At 44.6% G+C, this 22,883-nt stretch carries 26 protein-coding genes and 2 tRNA genes; 14 read left to right on the plus strand and 14 right to left on the minus strand.

Annotated elements, in window-relative coordinates; all coding sequences use genetic code 11:
• Positions 1 to 11: 11 nt before the first annotated feature.
• Positions 12 to 464: an OsmC family protein gene (locus tag ACL934_RS07210; RefSeq protein ID WP_374079323.1), complete on the minus strand. Its 453-nt coding sequence runs from the start codon at positions 462 to 464 to the stop codon at positions 12 to 14.
• A 152-nt stretch (positions 465 to 616) separates the two neighbouring features.
• Between ACL934_RS07210 and ACL934_RS07215 the strand changes: the two genes are divergently transcribed.
• From ACL934_RS07215 to ACL934_RS07225, 3 genes are all read left to right on the plus strand, one after another.
• On the plus strand, positions 617 to 886 hold the full coding sequence (locus tag ACL934_RS07215) for a hypothetical protein (protein ID WP_374079326.1): 270 nt from the start codon (positions 617 to 619) through the stop codon (positions 884 to 886).
• Between the two features lie 155 nt (positions 887 to 1,041).
• Positions 1,042 to 1,329, plus strand: coding sequence for a BrnT family toxin (locus ACL934_RS07220; RefSeq protein ID WP_374079328.1), 288 nt, complete (start codon positions 1,042 to 1,044; stop codon positions 1,327 to 1,329).
• On the plus strand, positions 1,326 to 1,568 hold the full coding sequence (locus ACL934_RS07225; protein ID WP_374079331.1) for a BrnA antitoxin family protein: 243 nt from the start codon (positions 1,326 to 1,328) through the stop codon (positions 1,566 to 1,568). The genes ACL934_RS07220 and ACL934_RS07225 overlap by 4 nt, the downstream gene beginning before the upstream one ends.
• On the opposite strand, the gene ACL934_RS07230 is transcribed toward ACL934_RS07225, so the two are convergent.
• From ACL934_RS07230 to ACL934_RS07250, 5 genes are all read right to left on the minus strand, one after another.
• Positions 1,565 to 2,227 (minus strand): YkgJ family cysteine cluster protein, encoded by a 663-nt coding sequence (locus ACL934_RS07230; protein WP_374079334.1) that lies wholly within the window; start codon positions 2,225 to 2,227, stop codon positions 1,565 to 1,567. The genes ACL934_RS07225 and ACL934_RS07230 overlap by 4 nt on opposite strands.
• Before the next feature lie 59 nt (positions 2,228 to 2,286).
• Entirely contained in the window at positions 2,287 to 2,958 is a 672-nt protein-coding gene (locus tag ACL934_RS07235) for a glutathione S-transferase family protein (protein WP_374079336.1), read from the minus strand.
• Complete coding sequence (locus tag ACL934_RS07240; protein ID WP_374079338.1) at positions 2,955 to 3,467, minus strand: VOC family protein; 513 nt, start codon at positions 3,465 to 3,467, stop codon at positions 2,955 to 2,957. The genes ACL934_RS07235 and ACL934_RS07240 overlap by 4 nt, the downstream gene beginning before the upstream one ends.
• Positions 3,468 to 3,523: 56 nt before the next feature.
• On the minus strand, positions 3,524 to 6,676 hold the full coding sequence (locus ACL934_RS07245) for a S8 family serine peptidase (protein ID WP_374079341.1): 3,153 nt from the start codon (positions 6,674 to 6,676) through the stop codon (positions 3,524 to 3,526).
• 155 nt (positions 6,677 to 6,831) lie between these two features.
• Positions 6,832 to 7,566 (minus strand): substrate-binding periplasmic protein, encoded by a 735-nt coding sequence (locus ACL934_RS07250; protein ID WP_374079343.1) that lies wholly within the window; start codon positions 7,564 to 7,566, stop codon positions 6,832 to 6,834.
• Between the two features lie 229 nt (positions 7,567 to 7,795).
• Here ACL934_RS07250 and ACL934_RS07255 point away from each other — a divergent pair, with 229 nt between their 5' ends.
• The gene (locus ACL934_RS07255; RefSeq protein WP_374079346.1) at positions 7,796 to 8,473 is read left to right on the plus strand and encodes a hypothetical protein; all 678 of its coding nucleotides are present in this window, start codon (positions 7,796 to 7,798) and stop codon (positions 8,471 to 8,473) included.
• Positions 8,474 to 8,536: 63 nt separating this feature from the next.
• Here the strand turns inward: ACL934_RS07255 and ACL934_RS07260 are convergent, their stop codons facing one another.
• Complete coding sequence (locus ACL934_RS07260; RefSeq protein ID WP_374079349.1) at positions 8,537 to 9,019, minus strand: hypothetical protein; 483 nt, start codon at positions 9,017 to 9,019, stop codon at positions 8,537 to 8,539.
• A gap of 56 nt (positions 9,020 to 9,075) precedes the next feature.
• Positions 9,076 to 9,528 carry a winged helix-turn-helix transcriptional regulator gene (locus ACL934_RS07265; RefSeq protein ID WP_374079351.1) on the minus strand — a complete coding sequence of 151 codons (453 nt, stop codon included), beginning with the start codon at positions 9,526 to 9,528 and terminating at the stop codon, positions 9,076 to 9,078.
• A 91-nt stretch (positions 9,529 to 9,619) separates the two neighbouring features.
• Between ACL934_RS07265 and ACL934_RS07270 the strand changes: the two genes are divergently transcribed.
• The 6 genes from ACL934_RS07270 to ACL934_RS07295 all read left to right on the plus strand — a co-directional run bounded on the left by ACL934_RS07270 (position 9,620) and on the right by ACL934_RS07295 (position 11,931).
• On the plus strand, positions 9,620 to 10,078 hold the full coding sequence (locus tag ACL934_RS07270) for an SRPBCC family protein (protein WP_374079353.1): 459 nt from the start codon (positions 9,620 to 9,622) through the stop codon (positions 10,076 to 10,078).
• Between the two features lie 197 nt (positions 10,079 to 10,275).
• A tRNA-Lys gene (locus ACL934_RS07275) sits at positions 10,276 to 10,351 on the plus strand.
• A gap of 27 nt (positions 10,352 to 10,378) precedes the next feature.
• Positions 10,379 to 10,454 (plus strand) — tRNA-Glu (locus ACL934_RS07280).
• Positions 10,455 to 10,644: 190 nt separating this feature from the next.
• Positions 10,645 to 11,025, plus strand: a complete 381-nt coding sequence (locus ACL934_RS07285; protein WP_374079355.1) for a nucleotidyltransferase domain-containing protein — start codon at positions 10,645 to 10,647, stop codon at positions 11,023 to 11,025.
• Positions 11,015 to 11,404, plus strand: coding sequence for a HEPN domain-containing protein (locus tag ACL934_RS07290; RefSeq protein ID WP_374079357.1), 390 nt, complete (start codon positions 11,015 to 11,017; stop codon positions 11,402 to 11,404). The genes ACL934_RS07285 and ACL934_RS07290 overlap by 11 nt, the downstream gene beginning before the upstream one ends.
• Positions 11,405 to 11,646: 242 nt before the next feature.
• Entirely contained in the window at positions 11,647 to 11,931 is a 285-nt protein-coding gene (locus ACL934_RS07295) for a YciI family protein (protein ID WP_374079359.1), read from the plus strand.
• Between the two features lie 63 nt (positions 11,932 to 11,994).
• On the opposite strand, the gene ACL934_RS07300 is transcribed toward ACL934_RS07295, so the two are convergent.
• The 3 genes from ACL934_RS07300 to ACL934_RS07310 form a co-directional block, all read right to left on the minus strand.
• Positions 11,995 to 13,293, minus strand: a complete 1,299-nt coding sequence (locus ACL934_RS07300) for an adenylosuccinate synthase (RefSeq protein WP_374079361.1) — start codon at positions 13,291 to 13,293, stop codon at positions 11,995 to 11,997.
• Between the two features lie 61 nt (positions 13,294 to 13,354).
• Positions 13,355 to 14,341 carry a D-2-hydroxyacid dehydrogenase gene (locus ACL934_RS07305; protein WP_374079363.1) on the minus strand — a complete coding sequence of 329 codons (987 nt, stop codon included), beginning with the start codon at positions 14,339 to 14,341 and terminating at the stop codon, positions 13,355 to 13,357.
• On the minus strand, positions 14,338 to 15,504 hold the full coding sequence (locus ACL934_RS07310; protein WP_374079366.1) for a pyridoxal-phosphate-dependent aminotransferase family protein: 1,167 nt from the start codon (positions 15,502 to 15,504) through the stop codon (positions 14,338 to 14,340). Before ACL934_RS07310 ends, ACL934_RS07305 begins: the two co-directional genes overlap by 4 nt.
• 65 nt (positions 15,505 to 15,569) lie before the next feature.
• Between ACL934_RS07310 and ACL934_RS07315 the strand changes: the two genes are divergently transcribed.
• Genes ACL934_RS07315 through ACL934_RS07325 form a run of 3 tightly spaced genes read left to right on the plus strand, consistent with a single transcriptional unit; the run spans position 15,570 to position 17,575 of the window.
• Entirely contained in the window at positions 15,570 to 16,145 is a 576-nt protein-coding gene (locus ACL934_RS07315) for an LptE family protein (RefSeq protein WP_374079369.1), read from the plus strand.
• A gap of 18 nt (positions 16,146 to 16,163) precedes the next feature.
• Complete coding sequence (gene holA / locus ACL934_RS07320) at positions 16,164 to 17,186, plus strand: DNA polymerase III subunit delta (protein WP_374079372.1); 1,023 nt, start codon at positions 16,164 to 16,166, stop codon at positions 17,184 to 17,186.
• Between the two features lie 32 nt (positions 17,187 to 17,218).
• On the plus strand, positions 17,219 to 17,575 hold the full coding sequence (locus tag ACL934_RS07325; RefSeq protein ID WP_374079375.1) for a PilZ domain-containing protein: 357 nt from the start codon (positions 17,219 to 17,221) through the stop codon (positions 17,573 to 17,575).
• Here the strand turns inward: ACL934_RS07325 and rpsT are convergent.
• Positions 17,568 to 17,831: a 30S ribosomal protein S20 gene (rpsT, locus tag ACL934_RS07330; protein ID WP_295904469.1), complete on the minus strand. Its 264-nt coding sequence runs from the start codon at positions 17,829 to 17,831 to the stop codon at positions 17,568 to 17,570. The two genes, ACL934_RS07325 and rpsT, sit on opposite strands and share 8 nt — an antisense overlap.
• Before the next feature lie 117 nt (positions 17,832 to 17,948).
• Here rpsT and murJ point away from each other — a divergent pair, with 117 nt between their 5' ends.
• Entirely contained in the window at positions 17,949 to 19,457 is a 1,509-nt protein-coding gene (gene murJ, locus ACL934_RS07335) for a murein biosynthesis integral membrane protein MurJ (RefSeq protein WP_374079379.1), read from the plus strand.
• Here murJ and ACL934_RS07340 read toward each other — a convergent pair.
• Together ACL934_RS07340 and ACL934_RS07345 are read right to left on the minus strand one after the other, a co-directional pair.
• Positions 19,429 to 21,063 carry a methyl-accepting chemotaxis protein gene (locus ACL934_RS07340; protein ID WP_374079382.1) on the minus strand — a complete coding sequence of 545 codons (1,635 nt, stop codon included), beginning with the start codon at positions 21,061 to 21,063 and terminating at the stop codon, positions 19,429 to 19,431. The genes murJ and ACL934_RS07340 overlap by 29 nt on opposite strands.
• Positions 21,064 to 21,234: 171 nt before the next feature.
• Positions 21,235 to 22,881: a methyl-accepting chemotaxis protein gene (locus tag ACL934_RS07345; RefSeq protein WP_374079384.1), complete on the minus strand. Its 1,647-nt coding sequence runs from the start codon at positions 22,879 to 22,881 to the stop codon at positions 21,235 to 21,237.
• Positions 22,882 to 22,883 lie beyond the last annotated feature (2 nt).

Below are 22,883 nucleotides of genomic sequence, written 5' to 3' on the forward strand. Positions count from 1 at the left end.
CAAGGTTTCACTCAATGCGAAGCACTTGTACTATGCATAGGTGAGTGAAAATCCACATCCAAAGAAATATTGGCTTTCAATAATTTTGAAACGGGACAGTTCGCTTTGGCATCGTCCGCGATACTTTGAAAAGTCTTTGCATCAATATCGGGGACCAGCGCTCTGAGTTTCAGTTTTGAAGAGGTGATAGCGAACCCGTCGCCTTGTTTTTCCAGCGTCACCGTTGCGGATGTTTCGAGGCTGTCGGCAATATAGCCCTTCTTCGCCAGCGCTCCGGACAGGGCCATGGTGAAGCAACTGGCGTGAGCCGCTCCAATCAATTCCTCGGGGTTTGATCCCGGAGTTTCTTCGAAGCGCGTGGAAAAAGAATAGGGAACGCTCTTAAGAGCTCCACTTTCCGTGCTGACTTCGCCTTTTCCTTTTTGCAGATTTCCCCTCCAAATAGCCGTGGCTTTTCTTTGCATAATGTCCTCCTGCTGCCGCAGATTCTATTTGCGAAGGGGAAGCTAGACCAGGCACTCGTTAAAATACAATCTAATGCTAAATCGCATTACTCAGGGCGGAAAGACCACGATTTTACTGGGCCGAGACAGAATGTTTTGTTGAAATAGACCCCATGGGTCTTGAAGCCTTTTTTCAAAATTTAATAAAGAAAGTCGAAGAATCCGATCTTGTTTCCAACGCAGGAACGGACAGCGAAGGCTTTTACAAACCCACGCGAACAATCTTACTAAGGCATTTGAATTTACTAAAAGACCTTCACGGAAAACCTCTAGCAAAGCCCATGGTTCAAGCTTCTTGGAAGTATGTTGTCGAACATCTTCCCGCAGAATGGCTCATTCCCGATCCAGAAGATCGCGAAACCCTTAAAAAAATTTTGAATTAATTTTTTGTCGACACTCGGACGACGAGTATTGCGGTGTTTTATTTGTTTGCAAGGCAAACCAGCCCTTCTTTTGCAGTCCCTTATTAATCTAATTAAATTAAACACTTAGGTTTTATATTTATAGTGTATTTACATTGTAAAACATAGGTGATAAGATGGATTTTGAGTGGGATGAGGAAAAAGCAGCCACGAACCTCAAAAAGCATGGGGTTCGTTTTGCAGAAGCAGCTTCTGTGTTCTTGGATATCAATGCTTTAGAAGTATTTGATGCTGAAAGTTCAGTTGATGAAGACCGTTGGGTGAGAATAGGACGGTCTGAGCGGCTAAAAGTTCTTGTTGTCGTTTATTGTGAGAAATTTAGCCCAGAACGCATTCGAATTATTTCTGCTAGGCTGGCGACAAAGAGTGAAGAAAAACAGTATTGCCTTAAAAGGTTTTTATGAAAAAAGAATATGATTTCTCAAAAGCTAAAAGAGCGAAACCTGTGAAAGAGGTAAAAGTTTTAAAAACAATCCGTCTTGATTCGGATGTTTTGCTTTGGTTGGAAGAAGAGGCTGAGAAACAGGGGATAGGATATCAAACTTTTCTAAACTGGTTTTTAAGAAAATCAATGGAAGGTGATGTTTCGGTCGAAGAACGTCTAACTAAACTGGAAAAAGCAGTTTTTCCTAAAAAAGCTTAAAGGGATTCTTTAGAAAGATTCATCTCCAACATTTTTGCCAACGGACCTATTTGCATTTGTGAATCTTCATTGGCGGCGCTGATTAACAAATCCACTTTCGGAAAATAGCGAATCACAATTTTAGAATCCAGTGTCTCACAATTTTTAGCAGGGGAGGTGACGGAATGACGACGGCACATCACCGGGCGGTTTTCGTAGATGCTGCAGGCGCCTTCATCGTTTAAGAAAACGCATCGGTTCGTCAAGTTTCTGACTCCCTCTCTCCAGATGGCATCCTGCAAGAAGCGTTCACTTTGCTTCTGCAATCGAGATCTTTCGATGATGTGTCCATCCCGCACTAGCTTCTCTAAAATCTCAGATTCATAACTCGTGATCTCTACTTCCATATGGCAGCACGTAGAGCAACCTTTTTTGCAAGAGGTTTCGATGTTAGCTCCTTGAGCAATCTCTACCTCAACCATTTCATGAAGTTTTTTAGCACGCAAAGGACCAGCAGGAACTTTAAAAAGTTCCCTAGAGGCCAGTCTTATTTCTTCACTTAAATTTTCAAGAAAGGCTTCAAACACGTCAGAAGAAAGCTCCTTCTCATAATCAAGAACGAACTTTTTCAAAGAGCGCGTGAGCTTTGTATGTTGAGCGAAGAAAGAGTCTAAAGTCATTTCTTGAGATTAGCTCTTTCTTCGGGGGAAAAGAATTAAATCGTATTTTTCGATTTAACTTATTTAAAAACTGGACTGTGGTTTTTCTCGGCGAGAGCTTCTTCCACCCAGAATTGAACCCCATGATGCTCTTGAATGTTGTTCATATACGCAGGCACTGTCTTGTCTTTGATCTGAACGCCATAAGAAATAAAACGGAAAACCACAGGAGCAAAGAAAGCATCCGCAATGCAAAAATCTCCGAAAAGATATGGACCTTCACTTTTAGCAAGAGCCGCCTTCCACATCGTAAGAATGCGTTCGATATCTGCCACAGTTCCTGGAGAAAGATGGCGCGCTTTCGATTGCAATTGGATGTCCATGCTCAACTGCGAACGAAGACTTGCAAAGCCTGAATGCATTTCTGCGGCATAGCTGCGAGCCAAAGCCCTCAGCGCAGGATCTTCAGGCCACAACTTTGCCTCTGGAGACAGCTCATGAAGATATTCTGCAATAGCCAAGGAATCCCAGATAATAACCTTGCCATGTTTAAGTGCCGGAACTTTTCCAGAAGGGGAGTGCTTTAGAATTTGCGCGGCTGTCTTGGGAGAATCCAACTTCACGTTGATTTCGCGAAACGGAAGTCCTGATTGAACAGCCACAAGCCATGCACGCAAAGACCATGAGGAATAAGCTTTATCGCCAATAACAAGATCGAAAACAGGTTTATCGCTATGAACATGATAAGTCATAAGTGCTCCAGTGCGAGTTCTTTTCTGATAACTTCGTTTAAAGATTCAGGATGAAATTTAATAGCCAAGCCATCGTCGAATTTTAATTCCAATTCAGGATTATTGGCCTTGGACATTCCGCTGGTGTTCCAGGGAAGATTTTTATAGGTAGTCATGATGTCGGTGAGGTGATCTCCCGCAACAAACTCCACATGCTCAAGTCCCTCAGGAACATCCTTCCCTTTTTTAGGAGCGGGAAGCTCGATAAGGTAAAGCTCACGATTTTTGTATAATAAAGGCTTGTGAAGTTTGAAAGTCGCAATGGGGCGACCATTCACATCGGCTTCGGTCAATAAACTTCCGAAGGTGTGCAATTGAGCTTTTTTGACTTCGTATTGTTCTAAGGAGCTGACGCGATAACAGGCGTGATCCATTTCAAAATTTGAAACATCAAGGCCCGCAGTTTTAATATTGGAAAAAATGCTGTCTAAAAAGGCCGTGTAGTTGCCGATAACGTCTTGAATGTGCATAAGCTCCTTTTATCAAGGAGCTTATGATTTGGCATCTCAGACTTCTAACAACGCGATCAGTCTTCCATCGCAAAGGTCACAGGAACAATCTGTGACTGAGCGTCTTCAAGAACAGAGTCGCGAACAGATTTGTTTTGAGGAGCGTAGAGGATCAAACCCCCTGCGCCGTACCCTTTAAGGAGAGGAACAGTCACAGTTTCTTGACCTGCAAGCTCAATTTCTTCAGGAATTTGAGCGAAGGCTTGAGCATTTGTATTTACCGAGATTTTCTCCCAACGAGCATCTTGTCCGTCAAGATAGTCGTCATATTCAATCGCTCCCGCGTCTTGGTGAGTTGTTGAAACTTTGATGTTCAGCTCGCCAGTATCTGCCAAAGCAAGGGCTGAAACGTCAGCTTCAATAATTGCTAAAGTCGAATTATCAAATACCGCCATGCCTTTTTGATCGATCACAGCCGCCGTATAGTCTTCTTTCGCTTTATCTGGATCAGTCGCATAGTCGGCTTCATATTTTTTGCGCAACTCACGAGCTGCTTCGCCATCCAAAAGAAGGCTTACAAAAGTATCGCCAGTAAGACCCGGAAGATTTTCAGCCGGAAGCCCCGCGATTTCTTGATCTGCTTTATCGTCGCCATTGGCATCAATTTGCACGTTCACTTCGCAAGTGTCCCAAGTCGTTTGTCCTTCGTACAATTTCACAGCCACTTGCAAGACGCTGGCACCTTCTTTTTCCACGATGCGGTAACCCGCAGATTGCATGTCACAGTTTCTATTGTGAGCCAGATCTGGTTTCGCATCTTTTTTACGACCGTCTTTACCCAAAAGATTGAATAAGTAAGCTGTCCCTTTGTTGACTCCTGCATTTTTAATCACAAGATCGGCGGCACTTCCAGCGGCATCGGCCTCTGAAGTTGCATGCACAGTCAAAGACTTGGCACTGATTTGGGAAATTTGACGAGCCACCACAAGGGCAGGGACGTGGGCCACAGTTTCTTTTTCTGTTGAGAACGTCAAGTAGCCGTCAAGTTCATCGTTAGGGTTGTTCATCAAAGAAGCTGTCACTTTTGCAGTGATCAATACTTTTTGAGATTCACCAGGAGCCAAAGTCACAGCTTGAGCTGAAATCTTAAGTCCCGGAGAACCTTTCCACTCAGGCTTCAACGTCAAAGTTTCAGCACTGATGTTTTTAAGAACAATTTCTTGTCTTAAAGTTTTTTGTTTTTCAATGTCAGTAATGCCGAAGGAAAGAGTCGAAGGCAAGGTCACGACTTTAGCTTCCAAAGAAGCCGCCACCTGCACACGACCAGAACCTTGACGACTCACTGTGTACTGATTTTTCTTCTCATCAGAGATGATTTTTCCATGAGCTAAAAGAACGGACTTCAACTCATGAGGATTTAGATCTTTATGTTTTTGTTTCAACAAAGCCATCACACCTGCAACGTGAGGACTTGCCATTGAAGTTCCAGAGTTAAGAACTCCTTTGTCTCCGCCACCCATCATGGCAGAAATAATGTTAGAACCCGGAGCTGAGATCTCGGGTTTAATCACGCCGTCTTCAGAACGAGGACCGCGAGAAGAGAATGGAGAAATCGTATCGGCCAACCAAGGTTTTTGGATTTTTGTTGCAGGTTTAAGATCCACGACAACGGAACCTGATTTCAATTTTTCTTTGATCAAATCGCCATCTTTTTTAGCAATCATCACGCCTGGAATCGTGAACTCGCCATCTCCACCCATAACAAAGGCGTCGCCGTCAGCATTGTTGGCAACAACCACACCGATAGCGCCGTTTTCTTGGGCTCTTTTGATTTTGTCAGAGAAAGCTACTTTACCGCGATCGATAAATGCCACTTTGCCTTTGATTTGTTCTTTAATCGGAGATTCAAAGTCTGCATCTGCAAGGCCCAAATAAATGATCTCTCCCTTAAGCTCCGTCACATCGGCCAGTGGTTTTGTAATCGCACCTTCAATAGCTTCTGAAGTCAGAGTATCATTTGCGAATGTAAATTGAACCGCAGGGAATTGAACGTTTTGATTTTGATTGTCGATGCTTGAAGCCACAGAAATGGCATCGTCAGAAACGCCAGGCGCTCCTACGATGTAGTTTTTGTCTCCATTATTGCCGGCTGCTGCGACAACAATAGTTCCACCGCGCACGACATTGCGAATGGCGTGATTGTACATAATATGGGGATTGCCGTGACCACTTCCCAAAGAAAGATTCACGACGTCCAATTGTTCTTTAAAGCTTAAGTCGCCAGTAGGGTCGATAGAGTATTCAAGGGCTGCGATGACAACTTCATCACTTGTCGAACCTTTTGCTCCGAAAACTTTGATGGCGTAAAGATCTGCGGCTGGAGCGACACCACTATAAGTGCTGATACCGTCACCGATACCCGCAACAGAACCTGCCACGTGTGTTCCGTGACCGCCTTCATCCAGAGGATTGGCATCAGGAACAGGAATGCGTTTTTCTAGGTCTTGCGATCCAGAGTTGTATTCTGTTCCAACGATATCAATACCGCCCACAACTTTTTTATTAGGGAAGCCCGCATTGGCTTTTTTCGGATCGTTATTTTTGTAGGCTTCTTCTGTTCCTTCACCTAAGAACATTTTGTGAGTGTAGTCGACACCTGTATCGATGATTCCGACCTTCATACCTTCACCGTGAATGTTCTGCGCATAAGCGGCTTCAGAACCAATGAAGTTTACAGAAGTATTTGCTCCAACAAGGCCTTTTGTGTCGGCTTCTTTAGCCTGAGGGCGCGCAAAAGTTCCAGATTTTTCTCCCATCACAACGTTAGGAAGAGATTTAATTTGTTCAAAGGCATCAGCCGGCGCCCAGATCGCAAGACCATTCAGAACAAGTTTGTAGCGAATCAATACGCGAATCTTTGGAGAGATTTTTTGAAGCTCAGCAATCGTTGCTTCTTGCTCTTGTTGAATCGCCGCCAAAAGTCTTTTGTCGATAACAAGCTGACCATTTTGTCTTTTTGAAGTTTCAAGAAGGGCTGGGTTTTGCAACTTCAAGATTGCAATCATCGGCTCTTCGATTTCAGGTCTTGTCACATAAAGACCATCCATGAATCCCGCGCCTGTTAAGGTCCCTTGAGGAGTTTGTTGCGCTGTACATCCCGTGATCAATAAAGCGGAAAGTAAGAGTGATGAAAAATATCCTAGCGGTCCATTTGAATTATTTGATCTCATTGCGGCTCTTTCTTTTTAGTGTCATCTCGACACTGAATCACGGGTAAAACGACCTGCGTGGGTTGTATATCCAAGAAATATGCCGGAAGAAAGCATGTTTTTTATAATCTTTCGGGGGCTTTGTGGGACTGGTTTTTGAGATGCGTCATGAAGCACTATTTGAGCGGTTCAAAGCCATACTTTTTCATAATGGCTCTGTAACTGCCGTCACTCTTCATGGATTCGAAAGCCTTTTGCCACTTACGAACGGTCTCTGGATCTACGGATTTAGAGGCCGCTAAGTATTCGTGAAGGATAATCAGTGTTGCGCCCACTTTGAGTTCGTTTCCAGGAAGACCACCTTTGCTTCCGTATTTATTTCTGAAGCTAAGGGGAGCCACCCAGGCGTCAATGCGATCCGCTTTGAGCATTCTGGCGTTTTGAGCATCGGTGTTTACGGATTTGAAATTATTAAAACCCATTTTGGGAAGTAATATTTCCGCAAGAGAACCACGGAACGTTCCGATGCGAAGATTCTTCGCGGCTTCAAGGGACGAAATATCCACCTTGGAGTCTTTCTTGGCGAACAAAACGTAGGGATCATCCAGGATATGCAGCAACCAAGTATATTTTTCTTCCCGTTCCGGTACGCGAGCGAGAGGCATAATGCCAATCAAGGGTTTTGTTTGCGCTTCTGTTTGAGCCCGGGCCCACGGTAAAAATTCAATCTCAGGAGATTGGCCCACATGTTCAGCCAGTTTCTGAACGATTTCATGCATGACACCTGAACCTCCACCGGAGGTTTGATAGGAGTAGGGATCAAAATCCGCAGAAACTATTCTGAGCTCGGCTGCGTGGGCAGTCCCGAGTAAGATGCTCAGGGATAAGACCAATATTTTTGCAATCGTCATGCAAATGCCTACTTCCATAGTGGGAATAAAATTATATCCCGCTTTCTTCTGTAGAAGGGTGCTTTTGTCAAATGACGGTCTGGAAATTTTCGGGACTCGCAAGCCTCCGTATCTGAACTTTTCTCTTCTGTGGTGAAACCTTGGTCGAGATCAGAACATCCTCATACTCCCTAGACTTGAGGGCGTCTTAAGGAGTGCTTACCATGGGGCTTCCCTAAGGAGATTCTGTATGTCGAAGTGCCGTCATGGTCTGGTTACTTTTCTTTGTCTTATTGTCCCTTCCAGTTTTGCCTTTGCTAAAGAGATTCCTGTTCAGGGACGTCTTTTTGCGGGTGTGCACAGTATCGATCCCACCAACGTGAATGAGACCATTGAGGCGCAAGGTTTAAAGAAACTCGACAGTGTCAATCGTTTGGGGATTGAGATCACTTATCCTTTGCACCGTTATTTGGATGTCGGTCTTCGCTATACAAAAAGACTGGCGAGTGTTGAAGAAAATCCCGACAACGGAAGCACAGATTACAGTGCGAAAGTAGATCAAGATTCGATGCTGCTTTTAGCACGCGTTCCTGTTGTGAAATCAGACATCGTTCATTTCGATATTTTTGCCGGCGTGGGTGGAAGTAATACGACGTTAAAAGTAAAAACGGCGAGCCAAGACGGTGAGTTCACTCGTCGCGCCTCTGGTGATTGGGTGGCAACTCCGTACACTTCTTTTGGTGCCTCTGTGGCAATTGGTTACAAACAAGTGTACTTGGTTTTTGAAGGCGGTTTTGAATCGAACAAAGTCGACGGCTTTGATCGTTCGGGCTCTGCCAGTGCGAGCATTGATACTTTGGATCTTTCGGGATCTTATCTGTCGATCGGATTGATGTTTGATGGAGTGCCGGGAACGGTGGGGAAGTAGGCCACTAGTTGAAATAGATATTTAGAGATGAAAAAGCCCGACGTATCGGGCTTTTTTATTTTCTTAATTCGCCAGAACTCGAATTTTTCTAAGCTGCAAGAATGATCCACCTAGAAACAGCACAAACCAAAAAGAAATAATTCCTCCAACAAGAGGATCTTGCGGTCCCGTGGCCCAGGGCGCTCCAATGGGTAGACGAGTGAGAACTTCAATCGTCGCCGGAACTAAAGAAAGAAAAAAGCTAAACGAAAGAGCGAGGGTTTGAATCTCTTTTCCAAATTTGATTTGTTTCTTCCCTGTAAACCAACCGACAACAAGACAAACCAGAACTAAGATGGCTACGGCATGACCCGGATTGAAGCCTCCCAATTTAGAAAGCCCGAAAGACGTGAAGCACGTGATGATTGTCGTCAGAAAATAAAGCTTACCCATTTGAGAAGTCGGATTGATTTTTCCTGAGCGGAAAAGATCAACAAGTCCGCTGGCAATTGCAATCAGGCTGATCAGAGTGTGGATGCTTCCAAGAGTAGAGAGATTGAGTCCCATTTTTCTTTCCTTGTAAGGGTTGCAAAATAACATATCACAAATAGATTGGTTCAGAATCACTTTTCAACATAATCCATGACAATGCCTTCGCCGCGTTTCACTTTTTCTCGGATCGTTTTGCTAATGGCTCTATTGTCAGATTTTATAAGCTCTACCAGCGACCGTATTCTCTTCGCTTCAGATTTATTGTCGTACTTGAAGCTCCAAAGAGTGATCTCAAAAATGACAGGGATAAGGTCCAATCCTTTTTCTGTTAATAGATAGGCATCTTTTCTGGAATCCTCGGCCAAGGGTTCTTTTGTCAAAATCCTTTCCTCTACCAAATGCTCTAAACGTGAGGTCAAAATATTGGTAGCGAACTTTTCTTCTGATTTTAGAAACTCGCCGAAAGTTTTCTTTCCTCTAAATATAATATCTCGCAGGATGAGTAGGGCCCATTTGTCTCCAAAGGCTTCCAGGCCAAAGTTGACGGGGCAGTGTGAACGCAGTTTTTTCTTCTTCTTTTGCATTATTTAAATGGTCACTTATTTCACTTGCAAAATGCAAGTGAAATGTTCTATCACTGTTTTTAGTTTGGAAATCCATTATTAAGGAGCGGACATGGCAGACATTACACATAGAATTGGAATCAAGGCGCCGATCACTGAGGTCTATAAGGTGATTTCGACAATCGAGGGACTTGCTGGCTGGTGGACGCAGGAGACTTCGGGAAAGGCCGAGGTTGGTGGCAATATCACGTTTAAATTTAGATCCGCCCAAGGCGACGTCATCGGGCAGATGGTGATGAATGTCATCGCGGCAGAACCGAATAAGAAAATTCACTGGCGCTGTGTAGAGGGACCTACAGAGTGGATGGGGACAGAGATCACTTTCGACCTTGCTCAAGAAGGGGAGTACGTGATTCTTCTCTTTGGGCATCGCAAGTGGAGAGAGGTTGTGGAGTTTACCGCTCATTGCAGTATGAAGTGGGCCGTGTTTATGCTGAGTCTTCGCGATTTAGTTTTGACGGGAAAAGGGAAGCCTTCTCCTCAAGATATTAAGATTGATAATTGGAATTAGGTGAAACGGTGCTCAAAGAGGAACTCTTTTTGATCAATCTTTAAGCATAGTTAAGTGTTTTTCAGAAGCTTTGCATAGAGCTTAAGCAAAGCTTCAAAATACGACAAAAAATCTTCAATTTTTTTTAAAAAACTGCAAGAAATCGTATTGACTTTGTCCCCCGCTTACTACAAATTAGCACTTCCTAAACGGACAGTGGTTCGCTAGCTCAGCTGGTAGAGCACTTCACTTTTAATGAAGGGGTCGATGGTTCGAATCCATCGCGAGCCACCATTTTTTAGTTCGTTGTTTTCTCTACACGTTCCCATCGTCTAGGGGCCTAGGACACCTCCCTTTCACGGAGGATACAGGGGTTCAAATCCCCTTGGGAACGCCAACTTTTCTCACCGCCCCTGTTTTGCTTGCGCTTCACCTGATTTTGAAAAGTTATAATTCACTTCGGCTTCGCCGAAGTAGTTTTTTTTGCTTTCTCACGCCTGAGAATTTTGTTTATTTTATATATAGAGCACGGTAACTCTGAGGCATAGTAATCCTTTAGCTCTAAAAATAAAATTGGGGGGGCGTCGATGGAAATTGAAAAAGTAGATTTGCCCACTAAGAAATCCCCTGAAGAAGTAAAACAAATCTTGAGTGACCCCTCCCTCAAAGAAATCGTTGTACGCCTGAAAGAAGAATTCAACCCAAAAAGATTATTTCTTTTTGGCTCTAGAGCCTACGGGCGGCCTAGGGAAGATAGCGACTACGATTTTGTTGTGGTTACAGAAGATGTCGATCGAAGTCGTCTTGAGAATCTCATTCGGGCTAGCGAGCTTTATAAAAACAGACCGTTTTCAGTCGAAGCATTTGTTTATGCTGAGAGAGAATTTTTAGATTGGAAGGATGAATTTAATTCTATTCCTGAGCTAGCTTTCACTTTAGGCATCGAGGTTCCTCTTGATGATTTCTAAAGCAACTCAAAAATGGCTGGTGCTTGCGCAAGAAGATCTAAGAGATGCAAAAGCTTTGCTTGAATACGAAAATAAATTTCTAAAATTTGTTGTGTTTGCTTCTCAGCAAGCCGCCGAAAAGGCCATCAAGGCTTATCTGACTCAATCGAAAAGTCGCTATCCTAATACGCACGATATTGAAGATCTCTTAAAGCTAGTTTCAAAAATTAATGGCGAGCTTTCCGAGAAGTTATTTCCGGCGCAACGGTTGACCGCCTACGCTATTGCCTTTCGATATCCTGACGCTGCGACTGAAGAGCTAAATATGGAAGTTGCCCATAGAGCCGTAAAAATTGCGGATGAAACCTTAAGTGCCATCCTAGCATCAATAGAAACTTAGGAAGTCTTAATTTTATGAATGGGTGTTCTTTTCGATCAGAGAACGCCAACTTTTCGTTCACTATTCTGCTTCACTTACGTTTCGCGACAGGGGCCTTCGTTTACCTGGACTTACTGATTTTCCTTTTTTGTAGGAAGCGCTCCCTGGCCTCAATCTCTGTAGCAGAGACCCCCGGAACACCCAGTTTTTATTCTCCTTTATTTTACATGGCTAAAAAGATACCTCTAATGATCGGAGGCCGAATGAACACCTACGCGATCATGCTGAACAAAGTTCCAAATCATGAGCTAAGCCAAGAGTTAATCAATCGCCACATCGCTCACTTAAGGCATCTCCACAGGAGCGGTGTTCTCATTCTCTGCGGTCCTTTTACAGATCATCCCTCGGGAATGGTTGTCGTAAAAGCTCCAACAAAAGAAGCTGCGACCGAAGTGGCAGAATCAGATCCTTTCGTTAAAGAGGGCGCACGCACTTACGAGATTCGCACGTGGTTGCTTGCCAACGAGGAAAACAACTATCTTGGATAAAAAATAAAAAAAAGCCGAGTTGAATACTCGGCTTTTTTATTATGAAAAAAATTTTCGAAAAACTTAGTTATTAAACAAAGGTTTAACCCACAAAGTCTGCTCACGACCAGGTCCGACAGAAATCACATCAATCGGAGTTCCCAACTGAGAGCCCAAGTAATCAATGTAGTTCGTAGTAGGTCTCGGTAAATCAGAAAGCGTCTTCACTTTCGTCAAATCTTCTTTCCAGCCTGGAATCCACTCGATCACTGGTTCTACTTTTTCTAGCTCATAAGGAGACGTAGGAAGCTCCGTCACGATCTCGCCATTGATTTTGTAAGCCGTGCACACGCCAATACGATCGTGGCCTGTCAACACGTCCAACTTCATCATCGCTAGATTCGTAATACCATTCACGCGGATTGCGTATTTAAGCGCCACTAGATCCAACCAACCGCAACGACGAGCGCGGCCTGTTGTGGAACCAAACTCGTGACCGTCAGCTTGGATTTTTTGTCCAACTTCATCCGTCAATTCTGTTGGGAAAGGACCGCCACCGACGCGAGTTGCGTAGGCTTTGAAAACGCCGATCACTTTTTGAATGTTCATCGGACCAATGCCCGCACTCGCACACGCATTAGCTGATAATGTCGAAGAGCTTGTTACGAACGGATAAGTCCCGTGCATGATATCCAGCATTGTTCCTTGAGCGCCTTCGAAAAGAACTCTTTTTCCGGCTTTCAAGTTTTTAGAGATGAACAAGGAAGCGTCTTTCGTGCGATACGGAGCCAATTCATCAGCAACTTTCGCAAGATCATTCATGATGTCTTCAAGTTTGAAGCCTTGAGTTTTGTAGTAGTTCTCAAGCATGAAGTTTTTCTCGCGAAGTGCGAGTTCAATTTTCAATTTCAAAGTTTCGCGATCAAAGATGTCGCCGAACAAAACAGCGCGGCGAGAAGCGCGGTCTTCGTAAGCCGGGCCAATGCCTTTTCCTGTTGTTCCGATTTTGCCGTCACTCAATGCCGCTTCACGAGCCGCATCCAAAGCTTTGTGATAAGGAAGAATGATTGTCGCTGTATCTGCGATCATCAATTGTTTTGGATTTTGCAAAAGGCCAGAGTCTTTCAATTTTTTGATTTCATCGCGAATCGCGAAAAGATCAACCACAACACCCGGAGCAATCACGCATGTTGTTTCTGGTCTTAAGATTCCGCTGGGAACTAAGTGAAGAACTGTTTTCTGACCGTTGACCACCAGTGTGTGGCCTGCGTTGGCGCCGCCTTGGTAGCGAACAACCATGTCTGCTTTTTCAGCAAAGACGTCAATGAGTTTACCTTTACCTTCATCGCCCCATTGGGCTCCGACAACAACAATACCTGCCATGGAAAAATCCCCTCAAAAAAGACTCTAGAAATGTCTCTCAAGAGGGATGTTCAGGCAAGTTTTATTCACCTTTAAATGGAGCCGCTCCATACCAAGGGGCTCTTGGGGGGAGGGTGTCAGAGGTCGATCCGTCCACGAAAAATGCCATAAGCTTATTAGCTGCAACCTGGGACGCTTTAAAGAAGGCATCTTCAGTATTTGCTCCAATATGGGGAGTCAAAACAACATTTGGATAAGTGAGTAATTTTGAATTTCTTTGCAGAGGTTCTTTTTCAAAAACATCCAGGCCTACGGAACGCAGCCAGCCATTTTCGATGGCCTCGCAGAGATCATTTTCGTTAATCACAGACCCGCGAGAGGTGTTAATCAAAGTAATGCCGCGATGAATGTATTCAAATTGCGAGCGGTTGAGCATATGCTCTGTTTCTAAAGTCTTAGGTACGTGAAAGCTCACGATGTCTGCTGTCTTTAAGACTTCCTCATAGCTCAAACGAGGAATTTTAAGACGTTCAAAGACCGCGTCGTCTTGATAAGGATCGTACGCTACGATGTTCATGCCAAACGCTTGCGCAATTTCAGCGACACGCGTTCCGATACGTCCCAAACCAATGATACCGTAGTTGCGACCAGCAAGTTCGATCCCTGTAATCAGATCGCGCTTCCATTCGCCGGCTTTGACCATTTTATTTGCTTGGTAAATATTGTTCACACAATTAAGAACCAAACCCCAAGTGAGTTGCGCTGCGGATTCGATGTTCGCACTCGGTGTGTGCATCACCGTGACGCCCCACTTTTGAGTCGCATCCAAATCAATATGATCAAACCCACTCGTGCACGTGATAATCAGCTGCAATTGGCGGGCTTTTTTAAGAAGCTCTTCATTGATCGCTGTGCGACTGCGAATGATCAAAGCATTTGCGCTCACCAAATGTTCTAAAGGCAAATGGTGAGGATGATCCGCTCGAACGACTTCAAAATGACTGTGCTGTTGCAGATATAAAAAACTGTCTTGGGCAAAACGATCCGTGATTAAGATTTTCTTTTTCATGGATTTTGCTCCAAATAGTTCTTAGCTTCTTGCGTGATATTTGAAACGTGCTCTAAAGACATAAAGTCCGGATCAAAATGGCGAAGTGTGTGACCCAGGCACTCAATCAAGCGAACTTGTTCGCTATCTTGAATGTAACCCATGTGTCCCACGCGAATGATTTTACCTTTGGCTTGATCTTGTCCGCCCATGATTGTGATGTTGTGAACTTGCTCTAAGTGCAGACGAATCTTTTGTCCGTCCATTTGCGGAGGAACAATCAAAGCGGTCACAGAATCACTGGGAGCCTTTGCATAAAGAGTGAACCCCAATTTTAAACCAAACTGACGAGTGAACTCAGCCCGGCGATGGATGTCGTGGAAAAGTTTTTCTAAACCTTGCGCCTGGATCAGATTTAGAACGACATCCAAAGCGCGAAGGATCGCGACATTGGAAGAGTAAAAAGTTTCTCCGCCGATATTGGCTTTTTTCTCTTTACGCAGATCAAAATAAAAACGCGGGCATTGGGCTTTATCGACAAATTTCCAGGCTTTTTCAGAGTAAGAAACGAAAGCCATTCCCGTTGGTAACATAAATGCTTTTTGTGAACCCGCGACAATGCCGTCAATGCCCCAAGCATCCATTGGAATTTGATACGCACCTAGTGCGGTGATCGCATCGACTAAAAACAAAGTCTCTGAGTAATTTTTTACTAATGCCGCGATCTCTTGAATAGGGTGAGCCACAGCCGTGCTCGTCTCGCACGCTTGGCAAAGAACGGCGCGAGTGTCAGGATTTTTCTTTAAGAGTTCTTCGACGTCAGAAACTTTGACGGCCTCGCCCCAAGGGACATCAATGATCAGAACATGGGCGCCGTAAGTTTTTGCCATCTCCGCCCAACGTTCGCCAAACTTGCCTGAAACGATGGCAATGATTTTGTCGCCTGGAGATAAGATGTTGACGAGAAGAGCCTCCATGCCGCCAGAACCTGTGGACGTCAAAAGATAGACATCTTGTTTGGTTTGGAAAACGGTTTTGATTCCCTCTAAAACTCTTTTCAGAATTTTATCAAACTCAGGTGTGCGGTGGTGAATCATAGGAAGTGCCAAAGCTTTGCGCACCTCAGGATGAAGGTTCACGGGGCCCGGCGCCAATAAACTGTATTCGTCAGTGAGAGATGTCATTTTTCTTCCTTGTGAGCCGCCATTTTTGAGATGACTTCTTAATAATTTTATACTCAACTGGGGTCGTGGACGCAATCTTTAAAGGCCTACTCATTCTGTCTCTTTTTCTCTCTACGTTGCTCACAGGTTGTGCATATCGTTTGGGGGCAGCGACTCGCAGCATTCCTGGTGGCTATCGCCAGATCTCTGTCCCGGTTTTTAAAAATAAAACTCAAGAAACGGGGATTGAAGTCGCTTTCACAAATGCTTTGATCCAAGAATTCCAGCGCTCGCGCATTGCTCGTGTTGTGGACAATTCTTTATCTGAAGTGGCTGTGGTCGGTCAGATTGATACCATTCAATACTTGCCAAGTTCGCCGCGAAAAGAGGGCGAACTTTATTTACCAAAGGGCACCGTCATTGCGTCAGAGTATCGTATTCTTCTTACAGTCACTGTCAAAGTTGTAAGACAAGCGGATGGAACGGAGTTATGGAGCGGGTCGTTTAGCGGGGAGCGTACTTATGTAGCACCTCAGGTGACGCTCGCAGGCGTGAACTCCGTAAATCCTCTTTACAATCTTTCTGCGCGGAGGCAGAACATTGACGTCATGGCGAACGACATTATGACGGAAGCACATGACCGTATCACCGAGAACTTCTAAGAGGAATTAAGCAGCAAGATGGCACTCATTGACGCGCAGAAATTTTATAAAGATCTTGAAAAAGGTCAGCTTGCGCCTCTGTATTTTCTTTTCGGTGAAGAGCCTTATCTTTTAAATCAATCCGTTGAACGCTTCAAATATGCCGTCCTGACTGAAGGTGCGGTGGATTTCAATTACAGTTTGTTTTATGCCAGTGATGCTGACGTGAATGTCGTGCGTGATGCTGTTGAAACTCTGCCGATGATGGCGGCTCGTCGTTTGATCATTCTTAAGGAAGCTCAAGAATTAACAGACAAAGAGTGGGCAGAGCTTGAGCCTTTGATCGAAAGCCCTGTCGACAGTTCTGTTTTTGTGATTCTTGCTTCTCGCGTAGATAAAAGAAAAAAACAAATTCGTCAGCTTTTAGACAAAGCCGATTGTGTGGAATTTAAAAAGCCTTACGAAAATCAGATTCCATCTTGGATCAATTACATCGCGCAATCTTTGGGTCTTACGATCAGCAATGATGCGATTCAATTGCTTCACAAGCTCGTTGGCAATCATCTGACAGAGATCGAATCCGAATTGAAGAAGCTAGGTGAATTCGTTGGCGGTCAGCGCCGTATTGAGATGGCCGATGTGGCGCAAGCCGTGTCGCGCTCTAAAGAAGAAAACGTTTTTGATTTTACAAAAGCCATCGGTGAAAACGATCGTGTGAAAGCTTTAGAGCACTTGGTTCATTTGCTCGATCAAGGCCAAAACGAGATCGGTATTATTTCTCTTGTCGCTCGTCACGTGCGCATTCTTCTCACTCTTAAAAGAGGAGTGGAGGAGGGGTTGCATGGCGCGAAACTGGCTCACTATGCCCAAGTTCCTCCTTATTTCTTAGAGAGTTACTTGGACCAATCCCGACTTTGGACCGCTAAAAAATTGGAACAGACTCTTGTGGTTTTATCTGAGACCGACAAGGCTTTAAAGTCCTCACCATTGTCTAGCCACATCTGGCTTGAGAACATGGTTCTTAAGACCTGCAGTTCGAACTCTTCCCACGCTCTGAATTGAGTTTTTCCCCAGGGATACCGATAAGTATCCTGATGAATAAACCGTTTGAAGATAAAGGCTATTTCCGCCGTCAGTATCCGCGCCGTGCGATGAAGCGCAAGGTGGGTGTCCTTTGTGATGGAACCTACTTTGTTTGTGAGTCCGGCGAAATTGGCGAAGGGGGTATGTCCATCCTGTCAGATTTCGTTTTGACGGAAGGGCATGAGCTTGTCGTGAGCTTTCAAGTTCCAGGCGGGGATTTCGTATTCTTACGCGGAAACGTGCGCTCAACACAAAAAAAAGAGGGTGACCAAAGAGTCACCCACGGCTTGAGCTTCAACGAGATCGAATTCGCTATCAAAAGACAAATCCGATCTTTTGTGTCAGCAAGAACAGACGCTACTACTTAGTTGCAGAAACGCGTGTAGAAAGACGGCTGATTTTACGAGAAGCCGTTTCTTTCTTAATAACGCCAGTTTTAGCAGCTTTCATTACTTGAGCAGTGAACTTCTTCAACAACTCAGGAAGAGCTTTAACATCTTTAGCTTGAATAGCTTTTACCAAGCTTTTTTCTACAGTTTTAACAGTGCTTTTGCGAGCGTTGTTAACAGCAGTTTTACGGATAGACTGACGAGCTCTTTTTGCTGCAGACTTATGATTTGCCAAGGGATAACCTCCACAGTAATCTTATTTAAACAGAAACAAAGGGATTAACATAGGGTGTCTCGGGAAGCAAGCGGATTAAAGGAAGATCGCAAAAAGGTCTTTAAAAGGGCTTTTTTGATGGCCTCCGGGACCTTAACTAGCCGCATCTTGGGCTTATTAAGGGACGTGGCTTTGGGCGCTCTATTCGATCGCACGGTCACCGATGCATGGACCGCCGCCTTCCGTATTCCCAATCTTTTTCGCCGCCTTTTGGGCGAAGGCTCCCTTTCTGTGAGCTTTATTCCCGTTTTTATGGAAGCCCAGGCCGAAGACTCTAGCGGAGTTCGCGCCAAAAACTTAGCTAACGGCCTTTATACTCTGCTTTTAATCGTCCTCGGTGTTTTAACTCTCTTGGGAGTGATTTTTACGGAAGAGATCTTCCGTCTACTGCTTGCTGACTCCTATGGCTCTTTCGCAGAAAAATGGGAGCTGACGGTGCGTATGGGTCGCATCATGTTTGGTTTCGTTTTCTTCGTGTGCTCTTACGCTTACTTCATGGGCATCCTCAATGCCTTGGGGAGTTTTGGACTTCCTGCCGCAGCACCTGCACTTCTCAATATCTCGATGCTGGTTTTTACTTTCATGCCGCCAGAATGGTTTCCGGTCCGGGGAGACGGGCTTGCGTGGGGTGTTTTCATCGGGGGACTCTTGCAAGCACTGTTATTGTGGTTTGCTTTAAAGAGTCGCAATTATCTTCCGCATTTTAAAATGAACATCTGGAATGAAGATGTGAAACAAGTTCTGCGCAATATGATTCCAGGCCTTATCGGTATGGGGCTTTTGCAGTTTTCAACTCTGGTGAATCTGTATTTTGCAAGCTCTCTTCCGGAAGGTTCTATTTCCTATATTTATTGGGCGGATCGGTTGTTAGAGCTTCCTTTGTCTCTTATTTCTGTGAGTATCGGAGCGGCTCTTCTTCCGACCTTAAGCGCCTTAGCGGCGGCAAAAGACAAAGAAAAATTCCGTGAAACTTCCCAGGAAAGTTTTTTGATGAACTTGTTTCTGGCGTGGCCCGCCGCTTTGGGATTGTTCTTCCTCGCTGAACCCATCATTGAGGTTTTATTTTTGCGAGGGCGCTTTACCGTTGAAGACGTGCAGTCCACCGCTGCTGTTTTAAAAGTCTATGCCGCGAGTTTGATTTTGATTTCCTGCAGTCGGGTGTTGATGCCTCTTTATTATTCGATCAAAAATACGTGGTTTCCTGCAGTGGTGTCTGTTTTTTGTCTTATTGTGCATATCGCCGTGGCGCCGATCTTGATGCGATCTGAAGGGCTTGTCGGGTTGATGTATTCAGGGCTTCTCTCGGCGTTTTTGAATGCTTTGATTTTGTTGATAGGGCTTCGTTACTGGGAGCTGTCTTTTGCGTGGGGACGTCTTGTAAAGTCGGGGAGTAAGTTTGTTATTGCGGGAGTGGGGCTTGCACTCACTCTGAAAATCTATGATTTTATTTCTCTAGAAATGGGAAAAGGGCTGCAAACGCTAGCCCTTTTCATCACCATCATCGGTGCCGTCATTGTCTATTTCTCGCTCGCAGCTTTACTTCGCTGCGAGGAGTTTACTAAAATCCGTCCGTTGTTCCGACTTTAGCGCGACCGTCGTCGTCAAATGGGATTACTTCAGCGGCTTTATTTGGAGCCGGTGCTTTTGCACGGAAGTTCACGACATTTGATTTTTTCGTTGCCGGTTTTGCTTTTTTACTTTCGGATTTCTCAGATGCAACAGGGGAGTTTGAGCGGTGTTCTGTTGTTCCCAAGATCACAGAGTTCAATTCAACAGTCAGGTTTTGCGCCGTCACTGCAAGATTGCTGATCTCACCACTTGTTGCTGCGATTTCTTCAGCAGAAGCAGCATTGGATTGAGAGGCTTGATCCAACTGATTCATAGCTTTACCGATTTGTTGGATGCCTGTTGTTTGTTCTGCACTTGCTGCCGCAATTTCATTGTTCAGATCGGCCACTTTTTTGATTGAATTCACGATGTTTGTAAGAACCGTTCCGCTTTCGTCAGCAATTTTACTACCTTCGTCAATTTGTGATACGGATTCTTTGATCAAACTTGAAATATCTTTTGCAGAAGAAGCACTTCTTTGCGCCAAGGCACGAACCGCTTCCGCAACAACCGCAAAGCCTTTACCTTGCTCACCAGCGCGAGCCGCTTCCACTGCGGCGTTAAGAGCCAGCAAATTCGTTTGGAAAGCGATATCATCAATAACGTGGATGATTTCTTCGATCTTTTTAGAAGATTGAGAAATCTCTGTCATTGATTTGATCAGACTTTGGATTTCTTTTTCACCTTGCTCCGCAGAGTCACGGGAAGAAGAAGAAAGGGCCGCCGCTTGTTTTGCATTGTCAGAATTCATTTGTACCATCGAAGTCATTTCTTCCAGGGCTGCGACCGTTTCTTCAAGAGAAGCAGCAGCTTCTGTCGAAGATTGAGAAAGACTGTTACCAGCTTCGTTTAATTGCTCAACAGACGTAGCAACTTGGCCACCAGCTGTTGTCAAACGATCTGCGATAGATCCGACGGAGCTTGTTATGCGAGCAGCAATCCACAAAAGAACACCGAAGATCGCAATACCACTAAATAGAGTGACCATGATCACCATGTTTTTTACGAACTTTTCTGTTTCTGCCGCAGCAACAACGCCGTCTTTTGCTATTTTTGCATAGATGTCTTTCACGGCGCCATTCCATTTACGGATGCCGATAGAAAGCTCATTGATCCTTCCGTTTAGTAGACCTTTTGCCTCCTCAACTTTTTGCGGATCGCCAGTTTCTATAAGTTGGATCACTTTTTCCATGTTTGCATAGAACTCGGGAAAAGTGGGTTTAATCTCTTGATAGATTTTGTCTTCTTCAGGAGTTCTTGGGACTGGATCATAGAATTCCAGAGCTTTTTTATACTCTTGAAATGCTTCACGTGCTGAATTCAGATGGCTTGCCATTTTTTCTTTATGTTCTACGTATTGAATAGAAACCCATACCTGATACATATATTTATTGCGCGCTTGGCGCAATTCACCTAAGACATCAAAGGTCGGGATGACTTGTTCATTTGCCGCGTGTAAGAGCGTCAATACATTTCCAACTCCTTGATACGAAACCGCTCCAAGAACGGCAAATCCAACCATAGGTAGAAAAGCAGCGAAAAGTAGACGTCCCTTAATTCCTCGAAACCAACTTGTGAGTTCCATTACATAGCTCCATATTTTGATATGTTCTTAACAGGCTTGACCGAATTTTATTCGGAATATTACTTAGGAATACTAAGTCTAGATTTTTGAATATGACTTTTGTTGGGTTTAAAACAGAAAAACCCCTCGAAAGTCGAGGGGCTTGGTAAATAAATCTTGATTGCTTTATGGTTAGAAACCGTCAGTCGTTCCGACTTTAGCGCGAGTGTCTTCATCAAAAGGGATGACGTCTTGGGATTCTTTTTTCGCGGTAGCAGGACTTTTCATTTTAATGACATTATTTTTAGGAGCTGCTTTGGCAAAGACATTCTTTTTCTTTGCTGTCGTCGTGGGTGCAGCCACTTCATCTGTAGTTTGGTGTGTGCCACCCAAAACAACGGTATTCAGTTCTACCGTGAGGCTTTGCGCTGTCGTTGCAAGGTTGTTGATCTCGCCGCTTGTCGCTGCAATTTCCTCTGCCGAAGCTGCATTTGATTGAGACGCTTGATCTAGTTGATTCATCGCTTTGCTGATCTGTTGAATACCTGTCGTTTGCTCAGAGCTTGCCGCCGCAATTTCATTATTAAGGTCAGAAACCTTTTTTACTGAATTCACGATGTTGCTAAGGACAGCACCACTCTTGTCGGCAATGTCGCTGCCGTTTTCGATTTGTGCCACAGAGTCTTTGATAAGACTTGTGATATCTTTTGCCGCGGCTGCACTTCTTTGTGCAAGAGCGCGAACAGCTTCAGCTACAACCGCAAATCCTTTTCCTTGTTCGCCAGCGCGAGCCGCTTCAACTGCTGCATTCAAAGCCAACAAGTTCGTTTGGAAGGCGATGTCGTCAATAACAGAGATAATCTCTTCGATCTTTTTAGAAGACTGAGAAATTTCCGTCATAGATTGGATCAAAGTTTGAATTTCTCTTTCGCCAGTTTCCGCAGCTTCTTTTGATGAAGAAGAAAGGGCGGCAGCCTGTTTCGCGTTATCCGAGTTCATTTGCACCATGGAGCTCATCTCTTCCAGAGCGGCAACGGTTTCTTCCAACGATGCTGCGGCTTCAGTTGAGGATTGAGAAAGGCTGTTGCCAGCTTCATTCAGCTGTTCAACTGAAGAAGCCACTTGACCACCGGCTGTTGTTAAACGCTCAGCAATAGAGCCCACAGAAGAGGCGATACGTGAAGCGATCCACAAAAGAAGTCCCAAAATAGCGAGAGTGGCCATTGCCGTAACAAGCATAATCATTTTATCTGCGTTGGCAGTTGCGGCGTCAGCTCCTGCGTCGTCGCTTTTTGCAAGGCTATTGTAGTATTCAAGGGACGTGGCGCTCATTTTGCCCATGATAGAACCGATTTGCCACAAACGACCATCCAGTTGACTCCGAGCTTCTTCGTAAGCTTCAGGTTTTCCGGTCGCTACTAGATCAGCTACTTTACGGAGAAGCTGCAAGTACTCAGCCTTAACAGATTTTGCTTCAGCATAAACCTTTTCCATTTCCGGAGTGAACGGTGTGGACTCATAGAAATCCATGGCCTTTTCGTATTCGTTGATCGCATCGCGGGCAATTTTCAAACGCTCTTCACGTTTTTCAGATGTAGGCATCGCCATCGCTGCAAATACTTGGTAGCCGTACTTGTTGCGTGCCTGGCGCATTTCTCCCAGAGCTTGAATATTGGGAATGATATTCTTGTGTGAGTTCTCAAGATAGGTTGTCACAGTCGACATGCCTGATTTTGAAATTACAAAAACAACCGCAAAACCAATAATGGGTAGAATAGCGGCAAAAAGTAACTTTCCCTTGATTCCACGGAACCAAGAACTGATCGATGATTGTTGCATAA

Source organism: Bdellovibrio sp. HCB-110, from assembly GCF_047323225.1.
GTDB lineage: Bacteria > Bdellovibrionota > Bdellovibrionia > Bdellovibrionales > Bdellovibrionaceae > Bdellovibrio.